This is a genomic window from Nonomuraea sp. CA-143628 (assembly GCF_050942315.1).
GTDB lineage: Bacteria > Actinomycetota > Actinomycetes > Streptosporangiales > Streptosporangiaceae > Nonomuraea.
On the sequence record NZ_CP192072.1, the window covers coordinates 8,433,136 to 8,446,106 of the forward strand.

The window sequence follows — 12,971 nt, forward strand, 5'->3', positions numbered from 1 at the left end:
GCCGTAAAATATGGTGCTTTTCTACGGAGAGAGCCGATTCAGGTCGCGGGGGAACAACGTGACCTGGCGGATGTTCGCGGCGCCGACCAGCCGCGCGGTCCAGCGCTCAAGCCCCAGCGCGAACCCTCCGTGCGGCGGCATGCCGTGCGCGAACGCCTGCACATACCCCTCATACGGCCCGACATCCTCGCCACGCGCGGCGAGCGCGTCGAGGTAGTCCTGGTGCCTGTGCAGCCGCTGCCCGCCCGTCACCAGCTCCAACCCCCGGAAGAGCAGGTCGAACCCGTTCGAGTACCCCTCACGCAGCGGGTCCGGATGGGTGTAGAACGGCCGCTTGGCCATCGGATACCCCGTGACGAACAGGAACTCCGACCCGTGCTCCCGCACCGCCCACTCCGACAGCCACCGCTCCTGCTCCGGCGAGAGGTCCAGCGAGAGGTCCTGCGACAGGTCCGACGAGTGGTCCGGCGGCAGGCCGGGCTCGGACCCGCTCGTGAGCCGCTGCGCCTCGGTGAAGTGGATCGCCGGGATCTCGGCGGGCACCTCCGGCAGCGTCACGTTGAGCAGGTCGACCGCCGGCTGCCCCCGTACCGCCTCCACCATTCCCGCCACCGCCTCGCGCAGCACCGCCATCACGTCGCGGTGGTCGCGCACGAAGCCCAGCTCGGCGTCCAGGCTGGTGTACTGGGCCAGGTGGCGGACCGTGTCGTGCGGCTCGGCCCGGAAGACCGGCCCCACCTCGTAGACCCGCTCGAACACCCCGACCATCGCCTGCTTGTAGAACTGCGGCGACTGCGCCAGGTAGGCGGGGCGGCCGAAGTAGTCGATGCCGAAGACGTTCGCGCCCGATTCGGTGGCCGAGGCGACGATCTTGGGCGTGTGGATCTCGGTGAACCCCAGCCGGTCCAGTGCCCGGCGGAACCCGGCCACGCTCGCCGCCGAGATCTCCAGTGGCGCCTTGAGCCGAGGATGGCGCAGCGCGACCGGCGCGTGGTCGAGGATCGTGGGCAGCGCTGCGGGCACGACCGGCCGGTAGAGGTCGAACGGCGGCGCCTCGGTCGGCTCGGCCAGTACCTCGATCTCCGGCTCGGTGAGCTCGGCGCCGCCCGGCGCCTGCGGGTTCGCGGTCACGACGCCCGTCACCCGGACGACCGTCTCCTCCCCCGGAACCGCACCGGGCTCCACATCGGACGCCACCACCTGGGCGAGCCCGCTACGGTCCCTGATGACCAGGAAGGACACGGATTTCAGCCGCCGGCGGCGATGTACCCAACCGGCGATCGTCACTCGTTGTCCGGCGTGCTCAGCGAGCTCCGCCGACAGGACACGAGAGATCATCACAGCTCCTCACGAGTTGCATGATCCCTTGGGAGTGCGGGGGAGAAGGGAACTCCCGGTGCCACCGCACTTTCGCCGCCCACGAAAGGGCGGCCTCCACGACCCGATGACGGGGGTCAGACCGGCGGGGCATTTCCTCCCCGCACTCGGGAGTGTCTTCGCCGAAAGGGCGCGAGGCCGCCTTCACAGCTGCCGGCGGCTCTCTCAGCCCGCGCGGGCCTTCGGTTACTCGTCTCCGTCTACGTGTTGCCGGTGATCGTAGTCATCGCCGGCGGACGTCGGCAACCTGATTAGGACCCGTCCACACCTACATCCAGAAGGCCCAATAGTGCTTGGTCGCGTCAAGCAGTACGGCGGCCGCGGCTCCGAGAATGACGCCGTACAGCATGTATCGACGTTGAGTGCCTTGACCTCGCTGCTCGACGCGTTGAGCCACGGCGTCGACCTGCCTGGCGAGGAGGACGTCGAAGGCGTCGGTCTCTTCTTTACGTCGCGCCGCGACCTCACGGCTCGAATCGGCTTCACGCCTGTTGGCTTCCGCTTCGGCGGCAAGCCTTCGGGCAACGGCCGCACGGGCTTTCATCGCGGCCTCAAGCTCAGCCAGTTCGTCGAAGGTGCCTTCCAGGCGGCGGGCCAGATCCGCGAACTGGATCTCGAGACTTTCGTCGTCGGCATCGCCCAGGGCCTGACCATGCCGCGGGTTCGATCGCGTAATGAGTCTCTCGAGGTCCGCGAACTGCTGATCGGAACGAAACCGATCTCGGAGCACTGCGCTGCCGATGAGGGCAAGAAGGACAAGCGTGGCACTTTGGATGAGCTCGTCCATCGTCTCCGAATGGACCACCTCGTCGGGGAGTATGCCGATAACTGCGACGACGAGGGCGAGGGCCAGCGCGATCGCTCCATCCGCGTTGCGTGCCAGCCAGGCAACGAACCGACGTAGTGCGTTAGAGGCCATCCTCACTCCGCCATTCCCAGAGGTATTGCCTGGGCAGTATTCCAGGGCGGGACTCGGGGCAGAAAGAGGTATCTCAGCGAGCTTGGAGACATCGTCGCCCCCCGCGTCCGACGACCACAGGGGGCGGATAGGGGTTATCCGGAGGGCCGTCGCCGAGCAAACTCGGGGCAACCCGTCCCCCCGGAGGAGGCCGACATGCGCAGAGCCCTGGTCGGATGCGCCGTCGCGCAGATCGTCGTGGTGATCCTGCAGTTCTACCTGGCCACGTTCGGCGCGTTCCAGATGCCGCGGCCCACGGGCACGGATCCCGCGGCGATCGGCCTGCACGCCGCGAACGGCCTGTTCGTCATCCCGGCCGTCTCCCTCGTGGCCACCATCGTCGCGGCGCTGGCGAAGGTGCCCGGCAAGCTGATCGCGCTGAGCGCCGCTCCCCTGCTGCTCAGCGCGGTCCAGATGCTCGTCGTCTTCCCGCTGGCCGGCCTCGCGGGCGCGACGGTGGACGACACACCTCTGGCCAGCCTGTTCGTGTACGGTCTGCACGCCGTCGTGGGGCTTGGCCAGCTCTGGGCGGTGATCGCCGCCTACCGTGCCGTACGCAGGCACACCAAGGCTCCCGTGGAGGAACCCCAGCCCCAGCCGGTCTGACCGGGCCGACCCCACTCCCAGGCCCGGCCCGGCCCGAACAGAGCCGGACCATGACCTGAGCCAGGACCTCGGACCGCGACCTGAGCCGGAATCCCGGACGGCGACCTGGATCGGAAAGCCGTACCGGGCCGGTACTACTTCTTGGCGGGCTGGCCGCCGCTCTTCCGCTTCTCCCGGATCTTCATCGACACGTCGATCGGCGACCCGGCGAAGCCGAACTCCTCGCGGATCCGGCGCTCGATGAAGCGCCGGTAGGTGTCCTCCAACCAGCCCGAGGTGAACAGCACGAACTTGGGCGGTTCGACCGACGCCTGCGTGGCGAAGAGGATCTTCGGCTGCTTGCCACCCCGCACCGGCGGCGGCGTCTGGTGCACCAGCTCGGTCAGGAACGCGTTGAGCCTGGCCGTCGGCACCCGCGTCGACCACGACCCGAGCGCCTTCTCCAGCGCCGGGACCAGCCGGTCCATGTGGCGTCCGGTCTTGGCGGAGATGTTGACCCGCAGCGCCCATGGCGTGCGGACGAGCTGCCGGTCGATCTCCCTCTCCAGGTAGTAGCGGCGGTCCTCGTCGACCAGGTCCCACTTGTTGAACGCGACGACCATCGCCCGGCCCGACTCGATCACCAGGCCGATGATCCGCAGGTCCTGCTCGGTGAGCACCTCACTGGCGTCGATGAGGACGATCGCCACCTCGGAGCGTTCGAGGGCGGCTCGGGTGCGCATGGCGGCGTAGAAGTCGGCGCCCTGCAGTTCGCGGTCGCGCCGCCTGATGCCGGCGGTGTCGACGAAACGCCAGGTCTTGCCGCCCAGCTCGATCAGCTCGTCGACCGGGTCACGGGTGGTGCCCGCCATCGGGTCGACCAGCACCCGCTCCTCCCCCGCCAGCTTGTTGAGCAGCGAGGACTTACCGACGTTGGGCTTGCCGAGCAGCGCCACGCGGTAGGGGCCGCGTTCGGCGTCGAACCGCAGCTCCGGCGTCTCCGGCAGCGCGTCGAGGATCACGTCGAGCAGGTCGCCGCTGGAGCGGCCGTGCAGGGCCGAGACCGGCTGCGGCTCGCCCAGGCCGAGCGCCCAGAGCGCGGCGGCCTCCAGCTCCACCTGCTGGTTGTCGACCTTGTTGGCGGCCAGGATGACCGGCTTGCCCGACTGGCGGAGCACCGAGCCGACCGTCTCGTCGGCGTCGGTCGCGCCCACGGTGGCGTCGACGACGAACACGATCACGTCGGCCAGCTCGACCGCGACCCGCGCCTGGTCGGCGATGCGCAGGTTCATCCCGGTGGCCTCGGGGTCCCAGCCGCCGGTGTCGACGACCGTGAAGCGGCGCCCGCGCCAGTTGGCGTCGTAGGTGACGCGGTCACGGGTGACGCCCGGCACGTCTTCGACGACCGCCTCGCGGCGGCCGATGATGCGGTTGACCAGCGTGGACTTGCCTACGTTCGGGCGACCGACGATGGCCACGACCGGCACCGGGCCGCTGTCGGCGACGTCGTCGGATACTGCGAGATCGTCGAGCTCAGCCTCGACCCAATCCCCCGTTGACACGATTTTTCATCCTTTGTGAGTACCGCACCCTTGTCAGGTGCGCTCCTTGATCAGACTCAGCACCTCGCCGATGACCTCTTCGAGAGTCAGCAGCGTGGTGTCGAGCTCGACGGCGCCATCCGCCATCGAGAGTGGATCCGTCTTGCGAGTGGAGTCGAGGGTGTCACGCTTGGCCATCGCGGCCTGCTGCGCCTCCACCGTGGTGCCGCTCAGCTCCGCCGTACGGCGCAGGGCGCGGGCCTCGGCGCTGGCCGTCAGATAGACCTTGACGGTCGCGTCGGGGGCGACCACGCTGCCGATGTCGCGGCCCTCGACCACGATGTCACCGGCACCGATGATCTCCCGCTGCAGGTGTACGAGACGCGCGCGCACCTCGGGCACCGCCGCCACGACGGAGACCGCCCCGGTGACCTCGGCCTCCCGGATCGGCCCGGCCACGTCGACACCGCCGACGTGAATGGACGGGCCGTCGGGGTCGGTGCCGCAGACGATCTCGGGCTCGCCCGCGCGAGCCGCGACAGCGGTGGGATCGGCCAGATCGACACCCTGCTGGAGCATCCACCAGGTCATCGCCCGGTACATCGCCCCGGTGTCCAGGTAGCGCAGCCCGAGTGCGCGAGCGACTCCACGCGACACGCTCGACTTGCCCGACCCCGCGGGACCGTCCATGGCGACGACCAGACCGGTCACGGCCTCTCCCTCTTCACGTTGCTTTTTCTCCAACCTGAAGAGGCTACCGCCTCGCACGCATGCCCTACGCCCAGCTGGATCATTCGGTGTGCGCCGCGACCTCCGTCCGGCCACAGCCCTCGCTCCGCGCCCGACCTCCCGCGGTCCGCGGCACCCATTCCGCGCACGACCATCCGCCCGATCGTGTCCCCGTACCGCGTACTCTGCCGGACACCGTCCCAACGCGGCCCGTGAGGTGGTCGCCCGCGCCACCCGCCATCACCTGAATCCGGCCGTCAGCCGGAACAGGCCGACCGGCACCAGCCCGTGCTTGAGCAAGCGGTAGGTGGGCATCGGACTGCCGCTCACCGTCTCCTTGTAGACGATGGCCCAGCGCCCCTTCAGGTACGCCCTGCGCGGCGTTTCGTCGGGGTGGGTGAACTGGATGACGGCGTCCCGGCGGCCGAGGCTGAGGGGTGCATGAACGTACCCGAACCGGAACTCCTTCACCGCACGGCCGCGCAGCCCGTCGGCGAGCGCGTCGGCCGCGTGCAGGCCCGTCGGGATGCCGCCCTGGCAGGTCCCGTGCATGACGCCGTACGGCTGGCGCACCGCGGCGGCGTCGCCCACGGCGTAGACGTCCGGATGCGACACCGAGCGGAGCGCGGCGTCGACCACGATCCTGCCCCGCCCGTCCACCGTCAGCCCCTCCTCGGCGGCCAGAGGCAGGCCCTTGGTGCCGGCGGTCCAGAGCGTCGCGTCGGAGTGGACCAGCTCGCCCCCGGCCAGTTCGACGGCGTCCGGCAGCACCTTGGTGACCTCGACGCCGTCGCGTACCTGGATGCCGAGCCGGTCCATCACCCGCTCGACGTAGGCGCGGGCCTTCTCCCCCATCATCGAGCCCGGACGGCCCCGGCTGAGCAGGACGACGCGCAGGTTCGGGTGCGCTTCGGCGAGCTCGGTGGCCGACTCGACACCGGTCAGACCGCCACCGGCCACGACGACCGTCCCCCGGTCGAGCTCACTGAGCCGTCGCGCGAGCCGTACGGCCTGGTCGTGGTCGTCGTAGACGTGGGCGTGCTCGGCCACACCGGGGGGCGAGGCATCGGTGACGGTGCCGAGGGCGTAGATCAGCTTGTCGTACGCGATCACGCGCCGGGTGTCCGCGCCCTCGCCGTTGACGGTGACCTCCTGCCGTTCGGGGTCGAGGGCGCTCACGCGGCCCAGGACGAGGTCGATGCCTGTGCCGGCGATGATGTCGGCGATCGCGTGGTCCCGCAGCCGTTCGCCCGCGGCGGTCTGGTGCAGCCGCAGCCGCTCCGTGAACCGTGGCGAGGCGCTGACCAGCGTCACCTTGCCGCCGTGACGGCGCGTCCGGGTGGCGGCCCTGATCGCGGCCGCGATGCCTGTGTAGCCGGCGCCCAGAATCAGAATGTTCGTCATGTCCCTGGCTCCTTGCGAACTCCGGTGGGATTCGCACTGAAGACGGAGCGAGCGGCCAGGGATGTGACATCGACGCCGTTCTTCCGTACCCCCAACGGCGGAGTCCCTCTCCAGGGACCCCACGACGGACCGTCTCCTTCCGCACCTCCGACGAGGGCACCCCACCTCAGGGACACCGCCCCGACGGACCGTCTACTCCCCCTCCCCGAAAGGGGTATCTCTTCGAAAGGAGCCCAGCCACCACGGACCGTCACAGAGATCGAGACGGTCATGTGACGAACCACCCGGGGAACCCTGAAGAGAGCTGATGGATCTGTCCGGTTCGAGCTTTTGGCGGCTACCTTCATCCGTGGAGTGCTGTCCTCGTGGACGTAACGCCAGGCGGTGATGGTGCCGATGGCGAGCCCGGCGGCCAGTCGGGCGAGCCGTCGATTCCGCTGGTTGTCGTCGCTGACTACGCGGCGGGGCCGAGGTCGCCCTCGATGATGGTCTGGGTGATCGGGGGGCGGTCCCAGAGGGCGAGGAGTTCGTTGGCGATGGCCGTGATCGGGAACGGGTGCCGATCGCCGTGCACCTCAATGGCGGCGGCCGACAGGCTGCGCGGGACGGCTCCGGCATCGAGGAGGACCCGCCACTCATCCGGCCCGAGTTCCAGGAACTCCAGGCCGGTCAGCTTGGCGATCTCCAACGGGTCGGCGAGCGTGCGCGGGTAGGCGGTGAGGGTCCTCAGGCGAGGCAGCCCGGTGACGGGCTCGAGGCTGAGAGGTTCACCGTCCCAGACACCGATGCTCAGGACCTCCAGCTCAGGGTGGGCGGCGGCCTGGAGGCTTGTCAGGCTCCAGACATTGGCCACGGCCGGCGGTTGATCGCTGCCATGGCCGGAGTGCGAGTCGCTGCGCCGGTTCACCACCAGGTCGGTGAGGGAGTCGGCGAGCAGGACGGCGCCGATGTTCTGCTCATGGCCGAGCATGATGAGCTGCCCCACGTGTCCGCGCGGGCCTGGGGTGAGGTCGACCGCGATCCGATCGCCGCCGCCGTTGTCGCCGAAGGCGATCCAGCCGGGTGAGCCGACCAGCCCCTGCACCGCGGCGTCGAGCGGGGTGACGACCGCCTCCGTCGCCGCGAACCGCCACGGGCAGGGACGGGACGGCGCGTCGGCGATGTACAGGTGATCCAGTGGGAAGAGCTCGCAGCCGATTGCCTCGAAGGCGCGGCTCGCCGCCGCGTAGTCGCCGCCCCAGTCCTGCGACCGCCCCCGAGTTACCCGGTAAAGCACCTTGAGTTCGTCGGGCAACGCAACGCCGAGGCGCGCTTCCGTGGCAGCGATCTCCGCCTCGGTGGCGCCGGTAGCGTCGGGGAGTCGCTCGCGAAGGGTCCGCTCCAGCAACGCCAGATCCATCGACGGTGCCGGCACCGCCCCAGGCACCGAATCGGGAAGACGGCGCCAGGGCTCTGGGACGGAGCCCTCGACCAGGATGAGCGATCCCGGATGCGGCCCGATGCCGGCCTCGACGGCGGGGCTGGGATTGAGCAGATAGAGCACGGCCCGCCCGGCCGGCGAGATCTCCACCATGAACGAGATGCCGTCGGCGCCGACGTCCGCGAGCGCGCTCCGCACCCGCTCCACCGCATCGACCTCATCCTGCATGTCCTCCCCCTGGCGGGCTTGGCCGGGCCGTCGGAATCGCCGTGGCAGTGGCAGGCTCCAGCTGCCGCGGCCGATCCGTCCCGCCACGTGACCGCCAGGGGCGGCAAGACTCTCCGCGTTGCCCGCCCGCAGGAGCCTCAGCAGCGGCTCCCAGGTCATGAAGTCGTGAATCGAGGGCAACGATGGCCTCCGGTCGTTCCAATGATCGGGATGCAGGTAAGCGTGACGCCCTTGGGAAGGATCATCCGCAAGCGATCGCTGACCGTCTTACGTCACCGGCCACACGAAGAAGCCTTGGGGGGCATTTCTGCTGGTCAAGGCAATTTTCTGCTGATCGGACGTCGTGTCCCCGGCAAGATTCGAGCCTGCGGTGCCCGCTTTACGGGACCTGCCAGCCCCGCTCGTGCAGCGCCTTGGTGAGGACGGCCGCCGCGTCCGGCTGCACGGAGACCTCGGCGATGCCCAGAGGCAGGCCGGGAGCGTGCTCCAGGCGTACGTCCTCGACGTTGACCCCGACCTCGTCGCAGATCTGGAAGAGCCTGGCCAGCTGGCCAGGACGGTCGCCGACGACGACCTGGACCACCACGTACGCCGGCGCGGGCCCCCCGTGCTTGCCCGGGATGCGGCCGTGACCGGCCACGCCGCGCTTGAGCAGCTGGGTGAGCTCCTGCGTGACCGTGCCGTCGCCGTCGGCCAGCGCGCGGAGCGCCGTAGCGGCCTCGGCCAGGTCGCGGGAGATGGCCTCCAGCACCTCGGCCACCGGCGTCGCGTTGCCCGACAGGATGCCGAGCCAGAGGCCCGGGTCGCTGCCCGCGATCCTGGTGACGTCGCGTACGCCCTGCCCGGCCAGGCCGAGCGCGATGTCGGACGCGTCCGCCAGCCGGGCCGCGACCGCCGAAGCGGTGACATGGGGCGCGTGGGACACGACGGCCACGGCCTGGTCGTGGTCGGCGGCGTCCACTTCGACGGGGTTGCCGCCGCAGAGCTCCACCAGCCGCAGCACGGCCGCCCTGGTCTCCGGTGTGGCGTCGGGGGTGGGGCACAGCGCCCACGGGCGGCCCAGGAACAGCTCGGCCCTGGCGGCTCCGGGGCCCGACTTCTCGCGTCCGGCCAGGGGATGGGAGGCGACATAGGTGGACATGTCGCAGCCCAGCTGGGCGGCCCGCTCGATGGGCTCCACCTTGACGCTGGCCACGTCGGTGTAGAACGTGGCCGTGCCGTTGCGCTGCAGCGCCAGCAGCTCACCGGCGACATGCGCGGGCGGCACCGCGAGCACCGCGAGATCGATCGTCTCGCCGGACCCACCCGAGCCGGACTCACCCGAGGCCGAAGCGGCTTCCGGCTGCCACTCCTCGCCCGCGCCGAGCTCCCGGGCCAGTCGTACCGCTCCCTGGTCGTGGTCGGCGAGCAGCACGCGTAGCCCGCGCTCGCGCAGCGCCAGCGCTATGGAGGTGCCGATGAGACCGGTGCCGACTACCAGCACGGTGCGGAGTTCGGAGGCCATGTAGATGTCCTGATTTATCTGGCTTTGGAGTTGCTCGGTCGGGTGAACAGGAAGCGGATGAGCCGGTCGTTACTGGGCGATGTCCTGGCGCAGCGCCACGGCACCGCGCAAATAGACGTGCTGGATGTCGGAGCGCGGCCGGTCCGTCTCCACGTGGGCCATCAGGCGTACGACCCTGGGCAGCGCGCCCGGCACGTCGATCTCGGTGCAGCAGATCAGCGGCACGTCGTGGAAGCCCAGCTTCCGCGCCGCCAGCGCCGGGAACTCCGCCGTCAGATCGGGAGACGCCGTGAACAGCACACTGATCACATCGTCGGTGGTCAGCTGATTGCGCCCCATCACTTCGCCGACCAGCTCCGTGGTCGCCTCGATGATCGCCCCACGGTCGTTGGCGTCCACCTGGATCGCCCCGCGGATCGCCCGCACCATGTGATTACACCCCTCTATAGCGGTGAAGCCCGTGCGGAGGTTCGCACGGGCTCCTGCGTTGCCGCCAGATTACAGCTTCACGGCGGCGTAAAGTTCGCCGACCTCCTTCAGGGACAGCGCCCTGACGGTGCCCGCCTTGGTACGGCCCAGCTTGACCGGCCCGAACTCGATCCTGGCCAGGTCGATGACGCGATGACCCGCCTCTTCGAGCAGCCGCCGGACGATGTGATTGCGGCCTTCGTGCAGAACGACCTCGACCAGCGCCTGCTGGCCGTGCTCCTGCACGATCGAGAAGGAGTCGATCTTCGCGAGGCCGTCTTCGAGCTCGATGCCCTGCTTGAGCCGACGGCTCAGATCACGCGGGATCGGACCCGGAACCTTCGCCCAGTACTTCTTCTGCACCCCATAACTCGGGTGAGTCAGCCGGTTGGCCAGCTCGCCGTCGTTGGTGAGCAGCAGCAGCCCCTCGGTCTCGGTGTCGAGCCTGCCCACGTGGAACAGCCTCGGCGCGAGCTCCTCCACATAGTCGGCCAGGCACGGCCGGCCCTGCGGGTCGTCCATGGTGGACACGACGCCGATGGGCTTGTTCAGGGCGTAGTAGACCAGGTCGGGGGCGGTCGGGATGCGCTTGCCGTCCACGTGGATGACCTGCGCCGCCGGGTCCACCTTGGCCCCGAACCTCCGTACGACCTGCCCGTTCACGGTGACGCGGCCGTCACCGATCATCTCCTCGCAGGCGCGACGGCTGGCCACGCCCGCCTGGGCGAGCACCTTCTGCAGCCGTACGCCGCCGGGCACCTCGGTGGTGTCGCGCTCGTCGGTGTAGCCGGCGGGGAAGAAGTTGCGGTCCCGCATGGGCTGGCGTGCGGTCTTGAACCGGTCGCGCGGCGCACCGGTGGCCGCCCCGTCCCGTCCGCCGGACGTACGCCCGCCGCCGATGGTCTGAACATCGTCGCGCCTGGGGGTACGGGCCGGGCGGCCGGCGTCGCGGCGCGAGCCGGCGTCGTCACGCCGCCCGAAACGGGCGCGAGTGGACTCTCCGCGGCCGTAGCCGGTCCGTGGGGACTCGGTACGGGAACCGCCGTCCCTGCGGCCACCACGGTCGGCCCGGAAGCCGCCACGGTCCTCCGTGCGCTCGGGACGCGATCCGCCCCGATCGTCACGACGGTCACTCTGGTAACCGCCCCGGTCGTCCCGCCTCTCGGGCCGGAACCCGCCACGGTCATCACGACGGTCGGACCGGAAGCCGCCCCGGTCGTCACTGCGGTCGGAACGGAAACCGCCGCGGTCGTCGCGGCGCTGGGAACGGAAGCCACCGCGATCGTCGCGGCCCGCGCCCTGGAAACCGCCGCGGTCGTCACGACGCTCGGAGCGGAAGCCACCCCGGTCGTCACCACGGTCGGAACGGAAACCGCCCCGGTCGTCACGACGGGCACCCTGGAAACCGCCACGGTCGTCGCGGCGCTGGGGACGGTAGCCGCCACCCTCCCGAGGGCCGGAGCCGCCGCGGTCGGAGCGGTATCCGCCGCGCTCGCCACTGGAGGACGAGCCGTAGCCGCCGCGCTCGCCACGGGACGACCCGCCAAAGCCACGGTCGCCGCGCGACTGCGCGCCATATCCGCCGCGCTCGCCACCGCGCGATGACGAAGAGCCGCCGCGGGACTGCGAGTAGCCGCCCCGGTCACCACGGGACTGTGAGTAGCCGCCGCGGTCGCTGCCGGGCGCCGGACGGTCGTCGTCGCGGGAGGGGGAGCGGTCGTCGCGGTACGTACGCTCGCGGGGCGAACGGTCGTCACGGGAGGAGCGGTCGTAGCCGCCTCGGTCGCCCGTTGAGCTGGAACGGTTGTAGCCGCCCCGGTCGCCCGCCGAGCCGGAGCGGTCGCGGGAGTCGCCGGAGGCGGGCCTGCCGTACCGGGCGCGGGATCCGCCACGGTCGGCGCGGAGCGAGTCACGGCCGGAGCCCAGCTCGCTTCCGGAGTCGCGGCCGTAGCCGCGGTCGCTGTCGTCGCGGCGCGCTCCGCCGCGGTCACTGTCATCGCGGCGGGGTCCGCCGCGGGAATCGTCTCGGTGGGAACCGCCACGGAACTCCTCACGGCGGGAGCCGCCGCGCGAATCATCCGAGCGGAAGGCGGGACGGCCGCCACGGCTCGCGCCGCCGGTGCGTCCACGACCGCGTCCATCACCGGACGGGGTGCTGCGCCTGTTGATCACTTTGTATTCTCCTCGAGGTTTTCCACGTCGTCGGGGAGGAAGGGAGCGAGCTCGGGGAGCTCGCCGATGTCCTTCAGTCCCAGGCGTTCAAGGAAGTATGAACTTGTCCGGTAGAGCACTGCCTGGCTCTCCGGGTCGGTGCCGGCCTCTTCGACCAGGCCCCTGGCGACGAGCGTCCGCATGACGCCGTCGCTGTTGACGCCGCGGACCGCGGCGACTCGTGCGCGGCTCACCGGCTGCCGGTAGGCGACGACCGCGAGGGTTTCCAGCGCGGCCTGGGTGAGCCGAGTCTGCTGGCCGTCGCGGACGAACCGCTCGACCAGCGCGGCACAGTCGGCTCGCGTGTAGAACCGCCAACCGCCTGCCACTTCTCTCAGATCGAAACCCCGTCCGGCTTGGGTGTATTCCGCGGCCAAGGCCCGGAGTGCGGTGCTCACCTCGTGGGTGGGCCGTTCGAGCACCTGCGCCAGGGTCACTTCGGGGACGGGCTCGTCCACGACCATCAGGATGGCTTCAAGCGCCGCCCAGAGCGTCGGGCCGCCTCCCTGGGGGTCGCTCTCGGCCGGTTCATCGGATATGTCGTCC

At 70.3% G+C, this 12,971-nt stretch carries 11 protein-coding genes; 2 read left to right on the forward strand and 9 right to left on the reverse strand.

The features are described 5' to 3' along the window. Positions 1-21: 21 nt before the first annotated feature. Positions 22-1,338, reverse strand: a complete 1,317-nt coding sequence (aspS, locus tag ACQP2T_RS38410) for an aspartate--tRNA(Asn) ligase (protein WP_433509791.1) — start codon at positions 1,336-1,338, stop codon at positions 22-24. A 406-nt stretch (positions 1,339-1,744) separates the two neighbouring features. Between aspS and ACQP2T_RS38415 the strand changes: the two genes are divergently transcribed. After that, a complete protein-coding gene (locus ACQP2T_RS38415; protein ID WP_433509792.1) occupies positions 1,745-2,281 on the forward strand; it encodes a hypothetical protein in 537 nt (178 codons plus the stop codon). A gap of 210 nt (positions 2,282-2,491) precedes the next feature. Then, positions 2,492-2,941, forward strand: coding sequence for a DUF6220 domain-containing protein (locus ACQP2T_RS38420; protein ID WP_433509793.1), 450 nt, complete (start codon positions 2,492-2,494; stop codon positions 2,939-2,941). 134 nt (positions 2,942-3,075) lie between these two features. Here the strand turns inward: ACQP2T_RS38420 and der are convergent, their stop codons facing one another. From der to scpB, 8 genes are all read right to left on the reverse strand, one after another. After that, a complete protein-coding gene (gene der, locus ACQP2T_RS38425) occupies positions 3,076-4,482 on the reverse strand; it encodes a ribosome biogenesis GTPase Der (RefSeq protein WP_358555631.1) in 1,407 nt (468 codons plus the stop codon). Positions 4,483-4,515: 33 nt separating this feature from the next. Then, positions 4,516-5,172: a (d)CMP kinase gene (cmk, locus tag ACQP2T_RS38430; RefSeq protein ID WP_433509794.1), complete on the reverse strand. Its 657-nt coding sequence runs from the start codon at positions 5,170-5,172 to the stop codon at positions 4,516-4,518. Positions 5,173-5,430: 258 nt separating this feature from the next. Beyond that, the gene (locus ACQP2T_RS38435) at positions 5,431-6,594 is read right to left on the reverse strand and encodes an NAD(P)/FAD-dependent oxidoreductase (RefSeq protein ID WP_433509795.1); all 1,164 of its coding nucleotides are present in this window, start codon (positions 6,592-6,594) and stop codon (positions 5,431-5,433) included. 454 nt (positions 6,595-7,048) lie between these two features. Then, positions 7,049-8,422 (reverse strand): SMI1/KNR4 family protein, encoded by a 1,374-nt coding sequence (locus ACQP2T_RS38440; protein ID WP_433509796.1) that lies wholly within the window; start codon positions 8,420-8,422, stop codon positions 7,049-7,051. A gap of 199 nt (positions 8,423-8,621) precedes the next feature. After that, entirely contained in the window at positions 8,622-9,746 is a 1,125-nt protein-coding gene (locus tag ACQP2T_RS38445) for a prephenate dehydrogenase (protein WP_433509797.1), read from the reverse strand. 69 nt (positions 9,747-9,815) lie between these two features. Then, positions 9,816-10,175 (reverse strand): chorismate mutase, encoded by a 360-nt coding sequence (gene aroH / locus ACQP2T_RS38450; protein ID WP_433509798.1) that lies wholly within the window; start codon positions 10,173-10,175, stop codon positions 9,816-9,818. Between the two features lie 69 nt (positions 10,176-10,244). Then, complete coding sequence (locus ACQP2T_RS38455; protein ID WP_433509799.1) at positions 10,245-12,386, reverse strand: pseudouridine synthase; 2,142 nt, start codon at positions 12,384-12,386, stop codon at positions 10,245-10,247. Beyond that, a complete protein-coding gene (gene scpB, locus ACQP2T_RS38460) occupies positions 12,383-12,889 on the reverse strand; it encodes an SMC-Scp complex subunit ScpB (protein ID WP_363990325.1) in 507 nt (168 codons plus the stop codon). The genes ACQP2T_RS38455 and scpB overlap by 4 nt, the downstream gene beginning before the upstream one ends. Between the last annotated feature and the right edge of the window lie 82 nt (positions 12,890-12,971).